We start from the raw sequence: 18045 nt of genomic DNA, 5'->3' as shown, positions 1-18045 counted from the left end.
CAGGGCCGCGCCCAGTGCCAGCCGGGCGGCGAGCACCCGGTCCCGGGCGTACAGCGGGCGGCGCCGGGCCAGGACCCGGGCGGCCAGGGCGGCCCAGGCGAGGCCGATCGCGATCAGCCCGGCGAAGGCGGCTCGGGTGCGGAGCGGCAGCGGGGCGGGCTCGGTGGCCCAGAGCAGGCCGAGCAGAACGGCCCCGGCGAGCCCGGCCAGACCGGTGGCGGCGTACCGCAGCCGGGCGCGCAGTGACAGCTCGGCGGCCAGGGCGCGGGCCAGCCGGTCCGGCATGCCGGGGCTGCCGGTGGGGCCGGGGCTGGAGGAGGAGCCGGGGCTGGGGGAGGGGGTGGGTGCGGCTCCGGTCATGGCTGGTATCCCCTTTCGGTGAGGGTGCGGCGCAGCATGCGGCGGGCCCGGTGCAGCCGGCTCTTGACGGTGCCCGGCGGGACGTCGAGCACGGCGGCGCAGGCGGCCAGCGGCAGGTCGCGGAGGTGGAACAGGACCAGTACCTCCCGCTCCGGCGGCGGCAGTCCGTCCAGCCCGGCCCGGAGTTCCAGGGCGTCCAGGACCCCGGCGAGCGGATCGTCGTCCTCGGCGAGGCCGGCGGCGTCCCCGTCGGCGCCCCCGTCGGCGCCCCCGGGGGCCGGTCCGGTACGCCGCCGCAGATGGTCGGCCACGGTGCGGCGGGCGATGGTGAACAGCCAGGGCGCGAAGCGGTCCGGCTGCCGCAGCCGGGGCAGTCCGCGCACCACGGCGATCCACGCCTCCTGGGCGAGATCGTCCACGGCGTGCGGTGATCCGGCCAGGCTGTGCAGGTAGCGCCGGAGCGGCGGGTGCCAGAGCCGGACCAGTTCGGCGAAGGCGTCCCGTTCGCCGAGCTGGCAGCGGACCACCAGCAGGGTGTCGGGCGGGTCGGGTGAGGCCACCGGTGTTCTCCGTTTCCCGTGGTTTCCCGTGCGGTTCTGCCAGGACAGTCGGCCCGGGACCCGGAAAGGTTCGTCAGCCGGGCGGGCGGACGGGGACCGCGGTACGGCGGACGATCAGCCGGTCGATGGAGTGGGTGTGCCGCACGCCGTTCTCGTGCTCGTCGTCGTAGACGTGGCTGCGGGCGTGGACGGTCTGCCAGCCGCGGGTGAAGCGCTCGCGCACCTCGCGGCTGTCGGGCGGCGGGTCGGGCATCAGCGGGCGCAGGTCCTCGGGGATGGGGACGGCGGCGTTGAAGGAGGCGAGGGCCAGCATGCCACCGTCCGGGCGCACCCAGGAGGCCAGCCGGTCGTAGGCGGCGAGCCGCTGGGCACGGGCGAGGAAGTGCAGGACGCCGTAGCAGATCACCAGGTCGTAGCCGCTGCCCCGGCCGGGGACGGAGCGGGGCCGGGTGGTGAGCAGATCGCCGTTCCAGACGCGCACCTCGGTCCCGGTCCCGGTCACCGCCCCGGTCGCGGCCGGGGTGAGCAGCGCCCGGGTGGCGCGGACGCCTTCGTCGTCGATGTCGAAACCGTGCAGCGCGGTGGCGCCGGCAGCCGCGAACGGCAGCAGATTGCGGCCCCAGCCGCAGCCCGCGTCCAGCACCGAGGCGAAGCGGTGCGAGCGGGCCAGCTCCGCCAGTTCGGCACTCGGCGCGGCCCCGCCCCGCGCCGGATTCCAGACCTCCCGCCCCTCCCCGCTGTCCGCCACAGCCGTCCTCCTCCTCTTCCCTTCCCATCCCTCTTCCTTCCCCCCTTCCCCCCTTCCCCTTTCCTTTCTTTCTTCCCCTTCTCCCCTGCGGCTCGGCCCCGCACGTGCCCCGGCACATCTGCCCATGCCGGTGTGCCGGGGGAGCGCCGGACCGGTGAGGCCGGGGATAACCCGTCGCCCGCACCTGCCCGCACCGAGTACCGTCGCCCGGATGCGTGATGGCCTTCGCTTTCCGCTTCTCTGGCTCTGCGGTCCGTCCGGAGTCGGCAAGACCTCAGTCGGGTGGGAGATCTTCACCCGGCTCGACCGGGCCGGGATCACCGCCGGATACCTCGACGCCGACCAGCTCGGCCTGTGCTATCCCGCGCCCGCCGACGACCCGGAGACCCACCGCGTCAAGGCCCGCAATCTGGGCGCCATGGCGCGGACCCTCCGCGCGGCCGGGGCCCGGTGCCTGGTCCTCTCCGGCGGGGTGCAGCAGGCCGGCGACGTGCCCCCGTACGCCGAGGCCGTTCCGGACGCCGCCGTCACCCTGTGCCGCCTGCGCGCCGGGACCGGCGATCTGCGGGCGCGCTTCCTGGGCCGTGGGTGGCGGCCGGAGCTGATGGCGGAGAACGAGGCGGCCGCCGAGGCGCTGGACCGCAGCGATTTCGCCGACCTCTGCGTCGACACCACGGGTCTGTCCGTGGCGGAGGCGGCGCGGCGGGTGCGCGAGCGGGCCGGCGGCTGGCCGGGGCGGCCGGGGCCGGCAGCGGCGACGCCGGCAGCCGCGGTGCCGCCGCCGAGCCCGGAGCCCTCGCCCGCCGCACCCCGCTCGTCCGTCCCGGTGCTCTGGGTCTGCGGCCCGCCCGGTGTCGGCAAGTCCGAGGTCGCGTGGGCGGTCTTCGCCCGCCTCTTCTCCTCCGGCGTCCGGGCGGCGTACGTGGACCTCGCGCAGCTCGGTTTCCGCCGGCCCGCCCCCGCCGACGACCCGTCGGGCCACCGCCTGCGCGCCCGCGGACTGGCCGCCGTGTGGCCCACGTACCGCGCGGCGGGAGCCCGCTGCCTGATCCTGTCCGGCGGTGTCGGCGACCCGGCCACCGTCCGTGCCCATGCCGAGGCCGTGCCGGAGGGCAGGTTCACGCTGGTCCGGCTGCACGCCGGGGCGGACACGCTCCGCGAGCGCATCCTGCTGCGCGGCCGGAGCCGCGGTCCCCGGCTTCCCGGGGACGAGCTGAAGGGCCGTCCCGCCGAGGAACTGCTCCGCCACGCCGAGGCGGCGGCGCGTGAGGCCGAGACGCTGGAGCATGCCGCGATCGGCGCGCGGCGGTTGGCGACGGACGGCCGCACGATCGAGGAGATCGCGGCCGAGGCGGCGCTGTCCCTTCCGGACCCGGGCCCGGCCGCCCCGCACGGCGGCCGGGCGGCCCCGCCGGCCACGTAGCCCTCTGTGTCGCCGATCCGCCGCCCGACCGCCTTCCACCGCCGTGCGGCGGTGTGACCGAGCGCGCTCCCTCCGGCCCCTCCGGTACCGGTACGTCTGATGCTGTGGCGCGCACACCCGAGGGGGAGCGGTGCGGGGAGGGGGCATGCGCCGTGGTGGCCGCCGCGCGGGGCGAATGTGCTGCGGGCACCACCCCGTGCCCCCTGTTACACGCAGCGGGAGGAAGGGACGGTGGAACAGCGGAGAAAAGAAAAGCAAGCAGAAGGGGCACCGGCACTGTGCTTCATTTCCATATCGGGGGCAAGCTCAGCGATGAGTTTGCGTACAACGCCAACGGCAAGCTTTTTCACCCGAGGTTCCTCACTCTCCTGGTCATGCCCTCACCAGGATCATCCCTCGATGACATGCCCGATATCGCACAGCGGTGGGGGCGCATGTGGCTCGACCTCGGCACGATTCCCGGCAGCGGCCGGGAGACCGTGGTGGCCAGGGCGTACAAGGGTCACAGCGGGACGTGGACAACGGCCGAGCTGGAGGTCACTTCCCACAGGCGGATCCATGTGGGTGTCGGCCCCGGCACCCAGAAGATCACCTTGGGCAAGCGAAAGCCGGCACCGGAAGTCCCCATGAACTACGCGCCCATCACGTGGCTCCTCGAAGTCGAAAGCATCACCACCTCCGCAGGACCCCGGGAAGAGCTGTTCCTGTGACAGGGGGAGCCTGCAGTGAGGCGTTTTCCTCCTCCGGCCGGTACCGACCGGAGAACCACGGCCGCGGCATCGAGCGGCTGCGGCGGCACCGCCGTTCTTCACCACCAGCAGGGAGTCCACAAGATGCTCGGTTTCCAGATGGGTACGCTCGGTGAGGAGTTCGCCGTCCTTCAGGACAACACCTACGAAGAACGGCTGGTCACCCACCTCACGATCCCGCCCCCGGGGAACATTCCCTCATACTCGTACGAACCGCTGTACCGGTGGGGCCGCGTCTGGCTCGCGCTCGGTGCTGCACACGGCGACGCGCTGGTCCGCGTGATGGTGTTCAACGGTATGACAGGCCAGTGGCAGGCCGGCGACTGGGAGGCACCGGACCAGGGCCGAACCAGGCAGATGCTGGAGGAAGGCACCCAGATGGTCATCCTCGGCCGGAAACAGCGCTGCGCGGGCGAGACCAGCCCCAGGAACCCGATCGGCTGGCTGATCGAAACCGAAAGCCGGGCGGTGACGCCACCACGCGGTTCCCGCGGCATCCCGACATCACCGGCCGATCTCTGAGGAACACCCGCGGCCGTCCCGCCCCCGGCGCCCGCTGCCGGGGTGCGCAGTCAGGCCTCGCTGATCTCCCTCCCCGCCTCCGGCGTGACCAGGTCCGCCGCCGGCGGCTGCCGATCACCGCGCCGCTGATCGCCGGGCACCGTCCGGGCACCGCCCGGGCACCGGTACGGGCCGAGGGCGCCTCACCGCTCCGCAGCCGGGCGGCCCCGGCTGCGGGCCGGACAGCGGTCGCGGCGGGGTGGGTGTGGCGGCGTGTCGAACCATGGCTGAGTAATCGAACGAATGTATGATTCTGGGTGTGGTGGACGACGACTTCTCCTTCCCGGGCGACCTGCTCGCGGCCCAGCGGCGGCTGAGCGCCGCCGAGGCGGAGCATGTCGCGCTCTGCCGTGCCCTGCCCTCCCGTGCCCGGGCCGCCCAGCGCCGGCCGCGCGGCGGGCCGCCGCCCGGCGAATGGGTCCATGAGCAGGCCGATCACGAGCGCCGGGTGCGGGCCCGGGTACTGGAGCTGGCCGAGGCGGTGCACGGCCACCCGTACTGGCAGAGCCTGCCGCCCGACGAACGGGCCGCCGCCCGCTCGGCCCTGCGCCGTCATGGCCCCGACGCCCCGGCGGCGGCCGCCGCCACGCTGGCGGCCTGAACCGCCGGGCGCAGGCCGGCCGCGAGGGCAGCGGAGCGGGATCAGTCCGGCCGCCGGGCCGGAGCGGCAAAGCAGCTGGCCAGATGGGTGATGACGACGCGCACGGCGGGCGACGCCCAGCGGCGGGCGTGGCGGACAAGTTGCACCGGGACGTCCGGCAGCGGCGGCCCGGCGATCTCCGTCAGCCTGCCGACGCGCAGCGCCTCGGCCACGCACACCCGCGGCAGCACGGTCAGCCCCAGTCCCGCCGCCACGCAGGAGCGGGCCGCCTCGATGGAGCCGAACCGGGTCAGCCGGGGCCGGGCCCCCGGCACCGCCAGCAGTTCCCGGGCCAGTCTGTCGCTGTACGAGCAGCCCTGCTCGTGCAGGAAGAAGTCCTGGGCCGCCAGCTCCGCCCAGCCCGGCCCGCCGCCCCGGTCCGTGGTGGCCGCCAGCGGGTGACCGGGGGCGGCGACCAGGGCCAGCGGCTCGTGCCCGATGAGCTCCACGGTCAGCGTGCCCGCGCCCTCCGCCGCCACCGGCACGTCCGCGGCCTCCTCCAGCAGCAGCGCCAGATCCAGCCGCCCGGCGCGCAGCCCCTCCACCGCCCCGGCCGTGCCCGCCGGATACAGGTGCAGCTCGATCCCGGGATGGGCCCGGCGCAGCGCCGCGACCACTCCCGGCAGCCGGGCCGAGCACAGCGTCTCGCCCGCCGCCAGCACCACCCGCCCGCTCACCGCCCGGCCGTCCCCCTCGCCGCCGCCCGCCGCCTCGGCCGCCGCCGCGCGCAGCCGCGCCTCGGCGTCCAGCACCCCCTCCGCCTCGGCCAGCAGCCGCTGACCGGCGTCCGTCAGCCGCGCGCCGCGCGGCAGCCGGTCCACCAGCCGGACGCCCAGCTCCTTCTCCAGCGCCCTGAGCTGGACGGTGACCGTCGACTGGGCGAGATGCAGCTCGGCCGCCGCGCCGGTGAAGTTCTCGGTGCGGGCCAGCGTGAGGAAGGTGCGCAGCAGCCGGGTGTCCATCCGGGGACGCTAGCCCAGTCCCGCGCCCCGCGCCCCGCCGCGCACGGCCGGACGGCGGCGGGCCACCGGATCACCGGCAACCGGCCAGGTATCGGCAAACCCGATGGAGATGATGAAGAATCATCGTTTCTCTTGATGGCCCTGGGCGGGCAGCATGGATGCCATGACAGAGACCACCACGGACGTGCTGCGCTACACCGCTTTCACCACCGACCCGGCCGGCGGCAACCCCGCCGGGATCGTGCTGGACGCGGCCGGTCTGGACGAGTCCGCCATGCTCGCCGTGGCCGCCGAGGTCGGCTACTCCGAAACCGCCTTCGTCACCGCCCGCGACACCCCCGGCCGCCGCTTCTCGCTGCGCTACTTCAGCCCCCGTGCGGAGGTCGCGTTCTGCGGGCACGCCACCGTGGCGACCGCCGTGGCCCTGGCCGAACGGATCGGGCCCGGACCGCTGCTGTTCGACACCCCCGCCGGGGAGATCCCGGTGCACACCGAGCGCACCGGCGGCGCGGTGGCGGCCACCCTGACCAGCGTGCCCACCAGTTCCCGCCCGGCCGAGGAGGAGGAACTGGCCGCCCTGCTCGACGCCCTGCGCTGGCGGCGGGAGGACCTCGACCCCGAACTGCCCCCGCACATCGCCTACGGCGGCGTGTACCACCCGGTGCTGGCCGCCGGCAGCCGGGAGCGGCTGGCCGCTCTCGACTACGACATCCCGGCCCTGACCACGCTGATGCAGCGCCACGGCTGGACGACCGTGCAGCTCATCCGGCGGGAGGCGGCCGGTCTGTTCCACGCCCGCGATCCGTTCCCCGTCGGCGGCGTGGTGGAGGACCCGGCCACCGGCGCCGCCGCCGCGGCCCTCGGCGGCTACCTGCGCACCATCGGCCGGCTTCCCGCCTCCACGCCCGCCACCGGGCACGGCGGGACCGGGGCGGAGGCCGGAACCGGGGTCGCGGCGGGGGACGGGGCCGGGGACGGGGCCGGCGGCAGCGGACCGGCCGTGCTCACCGTGCGGCAGGGCGAGGACATGGGCCGCCCCAGCCTGCTCACCGTCACCGTGGACCAGCACGACCCCCGGGTCCGGGTCACCGGACACGCCGTCTCCCTCGACAGCTCCCTCGACAGCTCCCTCGGTATCTCCTCCGGCCCCGGCCCGCGCTGACCACCCCCGGCGGCGCTCAGAAGGCGAGCAGCACGATGGTGCCGGTGTAGAGCGCGAAGAGCAGGACGCCGTCGAAGCCGAGCCGCCACCAGCCCCGCTTCTGCCGCACCAGCAGACCGCCCAGCAGCACCCCGGTCATCACCACCGCGGCGCTGGTCAGGAAGAGTTCGTCCGGCGCGGTGGCGTGGAAGAGCGAGCCCTGCCGGTAGGCCACGTCGCCGATCACCAGATTGAGGGCGTCCAGGCAGTTGCCGCCGATGACGGCGGCGATGGCCAGGGTGACCGCGCCGCGCCGGACCGCCGCCACCGCCGTCACAATCTCCGGCAGCGCGTTCACCAGCCCCATGAACGCCGCCCCGACGAAGCCCGCGCGGAGTCCGGTGCCGGCCACCAGCCCGTCGGCCGCCCTGGCCACCGCCCAGCCGCCGACCACCACCAGCACCGCCACGGCCCCGAACTCCGTCCACAGCCGAGCAGTGCTGCGCCGGCCCAGCACCGGATCGTCGTGCGGCACGTCCGGCACCGTCTCGGCGGTGCGCACGGCCAGCCACATCGGCCGTGGATGGGCCTGGATGAGCCGCAGCCCGCCCCAGTAGAAGGCCACCATCGCCGCGGCGCCCGGGTGCACGCCGAGCACCGTGACATCCGGCGAGAACGCCGCCATCAGCGCCAGCCCCAGCAGCCCGATGAGCAGGCAGCCGAAGAGGAGATTGGGCAGTGAGGCCGCGGCATGCTCCAGATTGACGCCGCGGTGGAACATGTCGGCCACCACGATCGCCAGGGTCTGCGCGGCGATACCGCCGACCGCGCTGCTGTACGCCAGGGTGGGGCGGTCGACGGCGGCGCTCACCGCGGTCATCACGATCCCGGAGAGGGAGGTGGCCAGCCCGAAGAAGACCGCACCGAACAGCGCCTCCCCCCAGCCGGTGCGATCGGCCAGCACGTCGCCGAGCCCGGACAGCCGCACCGCGCACACCACCGTCAGCGCGCCGGCCAGCAGGAACACGGCAACGGACCAGCCCACCGGCCATGCGCCGGTCAGCGTCTCCAGCACCCCGCTCGCCTCCGTCCTGCGCCCCGGCCGCCCGGCCCCTGGGTACCACGCGCCGACGGCCGTACACCCCGGCTGCGCCGGGGCCGCGGCGGCCGGTCACCTCATCGGCTGCGGCTGCGGCCGAGGGCCCGAGCCCCGGCCCGGCCCCGGCCCGGGGCTGGCGGCATTCGGACATCGCACTGCCGGACCGGCCGCCGGCCGTTCCCCCGCCTCTACCGTGACCCCCATGGGGTCATCGCAGAACAGTTCGAATCCCGTCGCCGTAGCCTCCGCCTCCGCCGCGGTCACCGGGAGCACCCGGGCACACCGCCCGGACTGGCGGGCGCTTGCCGCCGCCACCGTCACGGTCTGCTTCTGGGCCTCCGCCTTCGTCGGCATCCGGGCCGCCGCCGAGCACTTCTCGCCCGGTGCGCTCGCCCTCGGCCGGCTGCTCACCGGCTCGGCCGCCCTCGCCCTGCTGCTGGCCGTCCGCCGGGTCGGCCCGCCTCCGCGTGCCGCCTGGCCCGGCATCCTGCTCTCCGGCCTGCTCTGGTTCGGCCTCTACATGGTGGCGCTCAACTGGGGCGAGGAGCACGTGGACGCGGGCACCGCCGCACTGCTGGTCAACATCGGCCCGATCGTCATCGCGCTGCTGGCCGGCCGGCTGCTGGGCGAGGGAATGCCGCCGCGCCTGCTCGCCGGACTGGCGGTCTCGTTCGCCGGAGCGGCGGTGGTGGGCCTGTCCATGTCCGGCGGCGGCACCTCCGGTGCCTCGGGGGCCGCGGCGCTGGGCGTGGTGCTCTGCCTGGTGGCGGCCTTGACCTACGCCGGGGGAGTGGTCGCGCAGAAGCCGGCCCTGCGGCACGCCTCGGCCCTCCAGGTCACGGCGTACGGCTGCTTCACGGGTACGGCGGCCTGCCTGCCGTTCGCCGGGCAGTTCGTCACAGAGACGGCCGCCGCCCCGCTGTCCGCCACCGCCTGGGTCGTCTACCTGGGTGTGTTTCCGACCGCGCTCGCCTTTGTCACCTGGGCCTATGCACTGTCCCGGACCACGGCGGGGCGGATGGGCGCGACCACCTATGCGGTGCCGGCGCTGGTGGTGCTGATGTCCTGGGCGGTGCTCCAGGAGGTTCCCGGCCGGCTGACCCTGCTGGGCGGGGTGCTCTGCCTGGCCGGCGTCGCCCTTTCCCGCTCCCGCTCCCTTTCCCGCTCCGGCTCCGCCACCCGCTCCGAGCCCGAGCCCGAGCCCGGCTCCCGCCCCGCTGAAGCTCCCCCCGCCCCCGCCCCCGCCCCCGCCCCCGGCCACGGCCGTCGCCCGTAAGGCCGAGGCCGGGTCGCCGCCCTCCCCCGCCCCCGCCATCGTGGAAGCGTGCCGTTCTCACCAGGACCCGCCGCCCCCGCCGTGCGCATCTGGCGGTGGCTGCCGGAGGCCCTCATCCTGGCGGGCGGCCTGCTCGACTTCGCCACCCCCACCCATCTGACCTTCACCCCCTTCTTCGCCGCCGCCCCGATGACCGCCGCCGCGGTCCGCTCCTTCCGCGGCACGATGCTCATCGGCATCGCCTCCACCCTGGCCATCGCCGCGCTGGTGGCCTTCTGGGACCGCCTGCCCGGCGAGCAGGAGGTGCTGAACGTCGCCACCGTCGCGACCGTTTCCGCGCTCGCCCTGGTCACCAACCGGCTGGTCACCAATCGCACCCGGCAGGCCGTCTCCGCCCGTGCCGTGGCCGAGGCCGTACAGCACGCCGTGGTCCCCGAACCTCCCCGCCGCGCCGGGGAGCTGACCATCGCCGCGCGCTACCGGGCGGCCGACGAGGAGGCCCTGATCGGCGGCGACCTCTACGCGGTCGTGGAGAGCCGCCACGGGGTGCGGCTGATGATCGGTGACGTGCGCGGCAAGGGCCTGGGCTCGGCGGAGACGGTGGCGGTGATCCTGGGGACGTTCCACGAGGTGGCGGAGGACGCCCCCGACCTGCCCGCCCTGGAGCAGCGGCTGGAGGCGGCGCTGTTCCGGGAGCGCGGGCAGCGCCCCACGCTGGACGGCCTGGAGGGTTTCGTCACGGGAGTGCTCGCCGAGTTCCCGGCCGCCGAACCGGGCCTGCTGAGGGTGCTCAACCGCGGCCATCCGCCGCCGCTGCTGCTCACCGCGGCGGGGGAGGTGCGGGTGCTGAGCCCTGCGGTGCACGCCCCGCCGTTCGGGCTGGGCGAGCTGGCGGCCGAACCGTCGCGCGCCGATCCGGTGGAGGTCCCGCCGGACGGCACCCTGCTGCTGTACACCGACGGCCTCAGCGAGACCCGGAACGCCGCCGGCCTGTTCTACGATCCGGTCGCGGCACTGCGCGGAAAGTCCTTCCCAGGGCCGGGAGAGCTGCTGGAATGGCTGCTCGCGGACAGCGTCCGGTATGCCGCCGGAGGGGCCGCGGACGACATGGCGCTGCTCGCCGCCCGGCGGGATCCGGACGGTTATCACCCACGGTGAGCAACAGTCTGCACTCTGCATAACATTTGATACACCGTCAGATGTACGGCAGGGGCAAACGGGGCTGGATTTTCGCCCGATTTGACGGACTTCGGTGGTTTAAGTCCAGGTCAAGGCTTTGTCTTTTTACGCAAGGCGGCTTGGAATCCAGCGGCCATCTCTATTAACGTTCGATAACGCAGCGCGGTCGTCACGGCCGTCACAAGAGACGGCACCGCGCCCTGCCGCCGAATCCCGTCGTGCGTTCACAACTGCACCAAGGAACCGGGGAACCACCACCCGGGGTGAATCGGGCAGCCGGCCCCCACCGGCAACCGTAGGAGACCTTCCGCTCCGAACCCGTCAGCTAACCCGGTAGGCGAGGGAAGGAAAGGAGAGCGCCACCCGTGGCGTCACAGCGGTTCGCCTCAGACGAGGTCGGCTCCACCCCGTATTCCCCGTCATATCCCCCGTACTACGCGCCTGCCGCGGCCGCGCAGGTCGCGTACGCCCCCGGCTACGACACCGCCGCCGCTGCCACCACCACCGCTCCCGGCTACGGCGGCGGCTACGGCGACCACCCGCAGCCGGACCCGTACCACGGCTTCGCCCAGGACTTCCCGCACCACCCGCACCACTCGCAGCACTCGCAGCACACCGACCCCGGGTACGGCCCGGGCGCCGGCCCGGCCCCCGCCGGGCCGGACGTGGACACCACGGCCCCCGCCGGCGCCATCCCCGAGCAGCCCGCGTCCCCGCTTCCGCTCCCCGACTACTACGGCCCCGCGCCCGAGTCGCGGGAGAACCTGCAGGAGTGGAACCCCAACGCCGAGACCCTCGCCGCCGCCAACCGCGGCCGGCACCGCGTGGCCCGCCAGCGCGGCGGCACCATCGCGCGCAGCCGCGCCGTCCTCGGCGTCGGCGTGATCGCGGCCGTCGGCGCCGGCGGCATGGCCTCCGCCAACGAGGAGGGCGCCCCCGGCATGGGCGCCGCGGCCGAGAAGGTCAAGCAGATCCCGGGCAACATACCCGGCCTGGGCGCGCTGCTCGGCGGCGACGACCGCGGCCCGGGCGGCGAGGAGGCCGGCTTCCCGGTGATCACCGCCGCGCCGCTGACCGCCAACGGTGCCGCCATGCAGACCACCGCCGCCGCCGGAACCGCCAACGGCTCCACCGCCGAATCTGCCGCCACGAGCAGCGCCGACCCGGGCGAGGCGCTGCGCGCCCGCCTGCTCCAGCAGGCCGAGCAGCAGGAGGCCGCCGCCGAGGCCGAGGAGCGGAACGCGGCGGCCGACGCCGCGCTGGCCGAGGCCGAGGAAGAGGCCGCCGCCCTGGCGGAGCAGCGCCGCCTCGAAGAGGAAGAGCGCAAGCGCCTCGAAGAGGAGCGCCGCCGCCAGGAAGAGGAGGAGCGCAAGCGGCGGGAGGAGGAGGAACGCCTCCGCCAGCTCCGCGAGAGCTACACCGCGCCGCTCAGCAGCTACACCATCTCCGCCCAGTACGGCCAGGCCGGTTCGATGTGGGCCTCCGGCTACCACACCGGCACCGACTTCTCCGCCCCGGCGGGCACCCCGGTGAAGAACGTGCACACCGGCGTCGTCCTGGAGGCCGCCTGGAACGGCAGCTACGGCTACCAGGTCGTCATCGAGCTCGCCGACGGCACCGAGGTCTCCTACAGCCACCTCTCCTCCATGGCCGTCGTCGCAGGCCAGGAGGTCATCACCGGCGATGTGATCGGCAACGTCGGCTCCACCGGCAACTCCACCGGCCCGCACCTGCATCTGGAGGTCCGCCCGGGCGGCGGCGACACCATCGACCCGCTCCCCTGGCTGCGCCAGCACGGCGTCTCCATCTGACCCGCCCGGAAGGGAAAAGGAGGCACTCCGGCTCCGGCGGGGCCACGAGGAATACCCGTGGCCCCACCAACCACCCCGGGTTACGGTCCCTGCCATGGAAACCCGTACTCGTACCCTCGGCAGTCTGACCGTCGCCCCGCTCTGCCTGGGCGGGAACGTCTTCGGCTGGACCGCCGACGAGACCGACACGTTCGACGTCCTGGACGCCTTCACCGAGGGCGGCGGCAACTTCATCGACACCGCCGACTCGTACAGCGCGTGGGTGGAGGGCCACTCGGGCGGCGAATCGGAGACCCTGATCGGCCGCTGGCTCGCCAAGCGCGGCCGGCGCGACGACGTGGTCGCCGCCACCAAGCTGGGCGCCCACCCGCAGTACAAAGGGCTGGCGCCCGCCACCATCCGGGCCGCCGCCGAAGCCTCCCTGCGCCGCCTCGGCACCGACCGCATCGACCTGCTCTACACCCACTTCGACGACGAGTCCGTCCCGGTCGCCGACATCATCGGCACCCTGGACGCCCTCGTCCACGAAGGCAAGGTCCGCGAGATCGCCGCCTCGAACATCTCCCCGGAGCGCCTGGAGGCATCCCTCGACTTCTCCCTCACCGAGGGCAAGGCCCGCTACGTCGCCCTCCAGCCCCACTACAACCTGGTCTCCTTGGGACACCTACGAGGGCCCGCTCCGCGACACCGCGGAGCGCCACGGCCTGGCCTGCGTCCCGTACTTCGCCCTGGCCCGCGGCTTCCTCACCGGCAAGTACCGCCCGGGCGGCGGGCCCGTGGACAGCCCGCGCGCCGCTTCGGCCTCCGCCTACCTCGACACCCCGCAGGGGCCGCGCGTCCTGGCGGCACTGGACGAGATCGCCGCCACCCGCTCGGTCGACGTGGCCACCGTCGCCCTCGCCTGGCTGGCCGCCCGGCCCACCGTCGCGGCGCCCATCGCCAGCGCCCGCAACACCGCGCAGCTCCTCCCCCTCCTGGCCTCCCTCACCCTCGACCTCACCCCGGCGGAACTTTCCGCCCTGACCGAAGCCTCAACCGTCTGACGCCCCCTGCCNACTTTCCGCCCTGACCGAAGCCTCAACCGTCTGACGCCCCCTGCCCGGAGGGGGCGCCTCCCCGGCGCCCCCTCCTCCCCACCCACTCCACAACCCCACACCCCACCCCCGCGACAACAAGCACTGCCCAGAACTTGACTTCCCCCGAGGCTTTGCTGGACACGTTGTCCGGAACCATGCCGGACAACAGCGATAGCACAACTGTTGCAAGCATCAGGCTCACGGGGATCATGACGAGCCAGCGCAGTACACGAGACTGGTTGGCGTTGAGCGGGCGGTCAGACATGCTCATTCCTGATCATTTGATGATGTTGTGGCACTGCACAGCTACGTCCTTGCCATCGACGATGAAGGCCGCGCAAGCCTTGCCGTAGTGCTTCAACGTGTGCTGCTTCTTGTCGATACGGCCGACGTCACTCCACTGACACGAGTTGTGCGTCGTGCCCTTGCGGACGAGGTAGGTTTTCCCGTTGGTGTCTGCGTATCGAAAATCGATCCGCCAATTGCACCAAGAGCCTCCAGCCGTGTCTGCGCCCAGGACGTCCTGCACCGACGCCTCCTGCCGTTCCACCTTGCGACCGCTGCCCTTGATGTAGTGCCCTAGCGTGATCGTCGGGATGCAGATCTCGGTCCCCGCCTTGCTCGTGCAGAACCCCTTCACCTTCGTATAGCCCACGGCGGTCGCTTCGGCGGAGGACGACATGGCGACGAAGACGGCGCAAGCAGTGGCCGCGGTAAACATGCTTCGAATCAGCCGGTTCATGGGAGTCATCTCCAGGGCGTGTGATCAAGTACGCCCCCAGGAACGGTGCCAACAGCCCTATGGATGCGCCCTGTTGTGGTTCAGGGACGCAATGTCACCGTCGCGGGTGATGCAGAACCCTTACTCCCGCACGTCTGAACATCATGCGGCTGACGGCCAGTTCATGGCTCGTCCGATTCGCCCTCCCCGTACTCGTCCTTCAACCGGTGCAGAAAGCTGCGGGACTCGGGAATCCCCAGCGCGGCGGCGCGGATGTGGACGAAGGCCAGGACGTAGTTGCCGACCTCCGGCTCCGTTTCCAGGCAGAACTGGCTGGCGATGGAGTTCGCGAGGATGACGTCCTTCTCCTCCGGATTCGGGAAGGACAGGATGGAGAAGGCACCGTCGACGCCCGGGTGGGCGCCCGCCGAGTACGGCAGGATCTGGAGCGTCACCTGACTGTCTTCGGAGACGTCGAGAAGGTGGGCCATCTGCTCCGCCATGACCGGCCGGCCGCCCACCTCCTGCCGCAGCGCGGCCTCACCGATCACCGCCCAGATCTTCGGAGGCTCGTCGCGGGTGAAGATGCCGAGGCGTTCGAGGTAGGCGTCCAGGCCGCGGCCGACATCCTCCGGCGTGGCATCCGTGCAGCGTCCCTCCACCAGGGCCTTGGCGTACGCTTCGGTCTGCAGCAGCCCGGGAATGATCAAGGGCTGGAACTCACGGATCTCGCTCGCGTGTGCCTCCACGCTGACGAACTCCGGTTCCAGCCCGTTCGAGTGGTCGCCGCACTCCAGCGGATCTTCGGCGAGCTCCAGCAGTGTCGCTCTGATGAAGATGTCACTTACCCCATAGAGGTCGAGCAGCGCCTCCAGGTCGACCGGGCGGAGCCCGGGATAGCCGCTCTCGAACCGTCTGACTTGCCAGGCCGCGCAGAGCAGATGCTGCCCGACTTCATCAGCGGTCAAGCCGGCCTGCTCGCGCAGCCTCCGCAACTCTGCTCCGAGGCGGTAGCGCCGGCCGGACGATCCTTGGTCTGCGGGCATGGCGGACCTCCCGTGGTGCTCGGGAGGCAGTCTGCCCCGCGACACACCCCCATCGCTCCATATGTCCCACGACAGGAGTAACTACCCGGGTATCCCTTGAACTTGGCCCCTCAGTAGTGCTACGGCCATCACTCCCTGCGCGAGTTGCCTTCAGGCGGAGACTCGCCGTGCCGGATGGCATGGAGGAAAGCGCTCCAGCCGCCGACCGGCACAGTGAGGTGTGCGCACGTCGGGGCCTTGCTGTCGCGGGCGGAGACGGCGTCGGCTCTGTGGGCTGGTCTCGACGCAGTTGCTGTTTCCCCCGCTGTAGCTGGACCTGGTCCAGCGGATGCCATCACCATCGAACTCTGTGGACCTCATGGTGCTCACCTCGCGTCGATCTCGCGGTTGCTGTCCATATGCTCCAGCAGTACAAGGTCCAGGCTGCGTGGGATGAAGCTGAGCATGATAAGCCACCGATCAGGCCGGGATGGAGTTCCGCCGCCTTCGGCATGATCTGGATCGTGACATGCGGGCCATGCGTGGCGTCTATGAGCCGTTGCACATCGCCGAAGCATCCGCCTCCAGGCTGATCAGATCGGCGTAGACGGGCTCCGGGTTGTATATCTGCCACCAGCCGCGCTTGTTGCCGTCGCTGGGCCTGCCTGGAGAGGAAGGCCTTGATCTCTGGATACGCTCTGCTCGTCGCCTACTGCCCGTGACTGGTCCGGAGCAGCTCGCTCCGTGGCGTTGGACCTCATTGCCGGCATCCGTCACCGGCCACCACCCGGGGACATGAAGCATCATAAAGATTTCGGTGTGATTCAGGGCACCTCCGTGAACCGGCCGGATAGCTCTTCGCGCTCCTGGCCGGGCTGCACTTCACAGGCTGTGGCCCGTGCCGCGGCCTTGAGCAGCGTGCCGGCGTCGTCCACGTGACCGGCCTCACAGAGAGCTGAGGCGGTGATGATGACTCGCTTCTCTGGCTGCTCACGGCCGTACATCATCAGCATGGCATCGGCGAGGTCTGCCTGCTCCAGCCTGCGAAGCAGCGCTATGGCCGCCGCGCTCTCCAGGGGGGTGAGGACGGCGGCAGACTCGCGCATCAGGCTGATCACCTCGTAGGACTGACCCTGGCGGCTGAGTTCCGCCGCATGCCGGGCCATCTGCCTTACGGCAATGTTGTACGAAGAAGTTAGCTGCCGGTCCCCTGAACCAGGGGGGACCGGCAGCGCCCGAGGTGTCCTGCGCGCTACCGCTACGGCGGGCTGCCGCGCCCGGTTTCCGGCGGCATCGGAGCCTGTAAGGCCGGCCCGAATCTGCCGGAGCACCCCGACTTCCCGGCGCAGTCCCTCGTTCTCCCGTTGCACCTTGGGGCATGTCTTGCAGCGCCGCCACTCAGCCTGCTGGCGCAGGCGGAGGACCTCTCCCAGTGATACGCCGACTGCGCTTTCCCCGGACTGCTCAATGGCCAGACTGTAGAGCGCTTGGATGAAATCCGCTGGTGGGAGGACCTTCCCATTGAGATACCGGGACAGCGCGCTCTTGTGTGTCGGTGTCCCGGAACGCTTGGCAGCGATCCGGTCGGCAGCCTGTTCCAGCGATACCGGTTCCAGGTGTCCGTACAGACCCTTGAGTGCTACGGCAAGTGCGAACCTGCCCGGAGGGAGGTCATTGCTGATCCTGGTGCCGACCTGTCCTGTCCGCATGCCATCACCGTCCTTGCGTCGCGCCTGCCGGTGCCCTGGAGCGATTGTGCCGCAGACGGATGTTGATACGTTAGCGTGCAACTCGTGCAACATGTGGCTGGTTGTTGATCGGTAGTGCTTCACTGAGGGATCACATCGCATTTCGCGGCGTGACAGAGCGCTGCGGGAAGACACAACGGCTGTTCCCTGTGCTGCTCTGACGCCGCGGGCTGGCGAAGCCGGCCTGCCGTGCCGGTGGCACACCGGCTCCTGCCGTGCACCAAGGAGAGCTCACCAGGTATGCCGTCATCACAGACAGGAGAGGCAAGATGACCCTGCCATCGTGGCGGGACAGCAGCCGCGGAGGGAAAATCCGCGCCGCGCTGTGGCTGGAGACGGAGATCGGAGAGGGCAACGTCTTCACCAAGGCACAGCTGCGCCAGGCGTTCCCCGACGTGGCCCAGATTGACCGGCGGCTCCGCGATCTGCGGGACTATGGCTGGCGCATCGACACCTACCGCGACGACCCGTCTCTCAAGCAGGAGGAACAGAGGTACGTCAAGCGGGGAGCGGCGGTCTGGCTCCCAGGCCAGGCACGTACTCCCGAGCACAAGAACAGCCTGAGCGCCGCGCAGCGTATGAGGGTGCTTCAGGAGGATAACCACCTTTGCCGGAGCTGCGGCATCGGCAGCGGTGAGTCCTACGGTGACGGTGTTGAGCTCTCGCACCTGCACGTTGCACGCCGGAAGGTCCGCCTGCCAGACGGCACCCGGACGGTGCAGCTCGTCACCGAGTGCAAGAGGTGCGGTGCGGGAGCCGGCGACCGCGAGGTCGACATCGGTGCACTGCTGAACCAGGTTGCGGCCCTGTCCCCCCTGGAGCAGCGGATCTTCGCGGGATGGATCAAGGAAGACAGCCGTAAGCCGAGTTCTCTTGAGAAGCTTTGGGGCGTCTACCGGACTCTTCCGGAAGAGTCCAGGAAGGCCGTCGCGCTGGCCCTCAACGGCGGAGCTCAGTGATCTGAGG

The 18045-nt window shown here is 72.1% G+C and carries 16 protein-coding genes, 4 pseudogenes and 1 riboswitch; of the genes and pseudogenes, 10 read left to right on the top strand and 10 right to left on the bottom strand.

Annotated features, from left to right (window positions below; all coding sequences use genetic code 11):
* From GQS09_RS13275 to GQS09_RS13265, 3 genes and pseudogenes are all read right to left on the bottom strand, one after another.
* Positions 1-360, bottom strand: a pseudogene (locus tag GQS09_RS13275) (hypothetical protein); the annotation flags it as partial.
* Positions 357-920: an RNA polymerase sigma factor gene (locus GQS09_RS13270; RefSeq protein WP_165986247.1), complete on the bottom strand. Its 564-nt coding sequence runs from the start codon at positions 918-920 to the stop codon at positions 357-359. The pseudogene GQS09_RS13275 and the gene GQS09_RS13270, both read right to left, overlap by 4 nt.
* A gap of 73 nt (positions 921-993) precedes the next feature.
* Positions 994-1668, bottom strand: coding sequence for a class I SAM-dependent methyltransferase (locus tag GQS09_RS13265; RefSeq protein WP_165986246.1), 675 nt, complete (start codon positions 1666-1668; stop codon positions 994-996).
* A 211-nt stretch (positions 1669-1879) separates the two neighbouring features.
* Here GQS09_RS13265 and GQS09_RS13260 point away from each other — a divergent pair, with 211 nt between their 5' ends.
* The 4 genes from GQS09_RS13260 (at position 1880) to GQS09_RS13245 (ending at position 5002) form a co-directional block, all read left to right on the top strand.
* A complete protein-coding gene (locus GQS09_RS13260; protein WP_207957781.1) occupies positions 1880-3091 on the top strand; it encodes a hypothetical protein in 1212 nt (403 codons plus the stop codon).
* Positions 3092-3369: 278 nt separating this feature from the next.
* A complete protein-coding gene (locus GQS09_RS13255) occupies positions 3370-3801 on the top strand; it encodes a hypothetical protein (protein ID WP_165986245.1) in 432 nt (143 codons plus the stop codon).
* A 123-nt stretch (positions 3802-3924) separates the two neighbouring features.
* Complete coding sequence (locus GQS09_RS13250) at positions 3925-4362, top strand: hypothetical protein (RefSeq protein WP_165986244.1); 438 nt, start codon at positions 3925-3927, stop codon at positions 4360-4362.
* 298 nt (positions 4363-4660) lie between these two features.
* Positions 4661-5002: a hypothetical protein gene (locus GQS09_RS13245; RefSeq protein WP_165986243.1), complete on the top strand. Its 342-nt coding sequence runs from the start codon at positions 4661-4663 to the stop codon at positions 5000-5002.
* A gap of 41 nt (positions 5003-5043) precedes the next feature.
* Here the strand turns inward: GQS09_RS13245 and GQS09_RS13240 are convergent, their stop codons facing one another.
* Positions 5044-6003, bottom strand: coding sequence for a LysR family transcriptional regulator (locus GQS09_RS13240; protein ID WP_165986242.1), 960 nt, complete (start codon positions 6001-6003; stop codon positions 5044-5046).
* A gap of 163 nt (positions 6004-6166) precedes the next feature.
* Here GQS09_RS13240 and GQS09_RS13235 point away from each other — a divergent pair, with 163 nt between their 5' ends.
* Positions 6167-7165: a PhzF family phenazine biosynthesis isomerase gene (locus tag GQS09_RS13235; protein ID WP_165986241.1), complete on the top strand. Its 999-nt coding sequence runs from the start codon at positions 6167-6169 to the stop codon at positions 7163-7165.
* Positions 7166-7181: 16 nt separating this feature from the next.
* Here GQS09_RS13235 and GQS09_RS13230 read toward each other — a convergent pair whose 3' ends face one another.
* Positions 7182-8219 (bottom strand): sodium:calcium antiporter, encoded by a 1038-nt coding sequence (locus GQS09_RS13230; protein WP_165986240.1) that lies wholly within the window; start codon positions 8217-8219, stop codon positions 7182-7184.
* A 226-nt stretch (positions 8220-8445) separates the two neighbouring features.
* On the opposite strand from GQS09_RS13230, the gene GQS09_RS13225 reads away from it, so the two are divergent.
* The 4 genes and pseudogenes from GQS09_RS13225 (at position 8446) to GQS09_RS13210 (ending at position 13552) form a co-directional block, all read left to right on the top strand.
* The gene (locus tag GQS09_RS13225) at positions 8446-9519 is read left to right on the top strand and encodes a DMT family transporter (protein ID WP_165986239.1); all 1074 of its coding nucleotides are present in this window, start codon (positions 8446-8448) and stop codon (positions 9517-9519) included.
* 48 nt (positions 9520-9567) lie between these two features.
* Positions 9568-10677, top strand: a complete 1110-nt coding sequence (locus GQS09_RS30365; RefSeq protein ID WP_165986238.1) for a PP2C family protein-serine/threonine phosphatase — start codon at positions 9568-9570, stop codon at positions 10675-10677.
* A 215-nt stretch (positions 10678-10892) separates the two neighbouring features.
* A riboswitch (cyclic di-AMP (ydaO/yuaA leader) is annotated at positions 10893-11055 on the top strand.
* A gap of 8 nt (positions 11056-11063) precedes the next feature.
* On the top strand, positions 11064-12509 hold the full coding sequence (locus tag GQS09_RS30670; RefSeq protein ID WP_313896116.1) for a M23 family metallopeptidase: 1446 nt from the start codon (positions 11064-11066) through the stop codon (positions 12507-12509).
* A 94-nt stretch (positions 12510-12603) separates the two neighbouring features.
* Positions 12604-13552 (top strand): annotated as a pseudogene (locus GQS09_RS13210) (aldo/keto reductase).
* A 310-nt stretch (positions 13553-13862) separates the two neighbouring features.
* Here GQS09_RS13210 and GQS09_RS13205 read toward each other — a convergent pair.
* The 5 genes and pseudogenes from GQS09_RS13205 to GQS09_RS13190 all read right to left on the bottom strand — a co-directional run bounded on the left by GQS09_RS13205 (position 13863) and on the right by GQS09_RS13190 (position 17040).
* Complete coding sequence (locus GQS09_RS13205; RefSeq protein WP_165986237.1) at positions 13863-14327, bottom strand: hypothetical protein; 465 nt, start codon at positions 14325-14327, stop codon at positions 13863-13865.
* Positions 14328-14488: 161 nt separating this feature from the next.
* The gene (locus GQS09_RS13200) at positions 14489-15352 is read right to left on the bottom strand and encodes a helix-turn-helix transcriptional regulator (protein ID WP_165986236.1); all 864 of its coding nucleotides are present in this window, start codon (positions 15350-15352) and stop codon (positions 14489-14491) included.
* A 128-nt stretch (positions 15353-15480) separates the two neighbouring features.
* Positions 15481-15615 (bottom strand): annotated as a pseudogene (locus GQS09_RS30360) (DUF397 domain-containing protein); the annotation flags it as partial.
* Positions 15616-15628: 13 nt separating this feature from the next.
* A pseudogene (locus tag GQS09_RS30355) lies at positions 15629-15712 on the bottom strand (DUF397 domain-containing protein); the annotation flags it as partial.
* Between the two features lie 443 nt (positions 15713-16155).
* Entirely contained in the window at positions 16156-17040 is an 885-nt protein-coding gene (locus tag GQS09_RS13190) for a hypothetical protein (protein WP_165986235.1), read from the bottom strand.
* Positions 17041-17348: 308 nt separating this feature from the next.
* Between GQS09_RS13190 and GQS09_RS13185 the strand changes: the two genes are divergently transcribed.
* A complete protein-coding gene (locus GQS09_RS13185; protein WP_165986234.1) occupies positions 17349-18038 on the top strand; it encodes a hypothetical protein in 690 nt (229 codons plus the stop codon).
* The last annotated feature ends 7 nt before the right edge of the window (positions 18039-18045 follow it).

The organism is Streptomyces sp. YIM 98790 (assembly GCF_011421595.1).
In the GTDB taxonomy this organism is placed as follows: domain Bacteria; phylum Actinomycetota; class Actinomycetes; order Streptomycetales; family Streptomycetaceae; genus Streptomyces.
This window is presented reverse-complemented; position numbering and strand designations above follow the sequence as displayed.

Excerpts from the sequence above, each read along its gene's own strand:
- GQS09_RS13185 (WP_165986234.1), top strand. The coding sequence starts at position 17,349 with ATGACCCTGCCATCGTGGCGGGACAGCAGCCGCGGAGGGAAAATCCGC.
- GQS09_RS13200 (WP_165986236.1), bottom strand. The coding sequence starts at position 15,352 with ATGCCCGCAGACCAAGGATCGTCCGGCCGGCGCTACCGCCTCGGAGCA.
- GQS09_RS13190 (WP_165986235.1), bottom strand. The coding sequence starts at position 17,040 with ATGCGGACAGGACAGGTCGGCACCAGGATCAGCAATGACCTCCCTCCG.
- GQS09_RS13260 (WP_207957781.1), top strand. The coding sequence starts at position 1,880 with ATGCGTGATGGCCTTCGCTTTCCGCTTCTCTGGCTCTGCGGTCCGTCC.
- GQS09_RS13205 (WP_165986237.1), bottom strand. The coding sequence starts at position 14,327 with ATGAACCGGCTGATTCGAAGCATGTTTACCGCGGCCACTGCTTGCGCC.
- GQS09_RS13225 (WP_165986239.1), top strand. The coding sequence starts at position 8,446 with ATGGGGTCATCGCAGAACAGTTCGAATCCCGTCGCCGTAGCCTCCGCC.
- GQS09_RS13240 (WP_165986242.1), bottom strand. The coding sequence starts at position 6,003 with ATGGACACCCGGCTGCTGCGCACCTTCCTCACGCTGGCCCGCACCGAG.
- GQS09_RS13250 (WP_165986244.1), top strand. The coding sequence starts at position 3,925 with ATGCTCGGTTTCCAGATGGGTACGCTCGGTGAGGAGTTCGCCGTCCTT.
- GQS09_RS13235 (WP_165986241.1), top strand. The coding sequence starts at position 6,167 with ATGACAGAGACCACCACGGACGTGCTGCGCTACACCGCTTTCACCACC.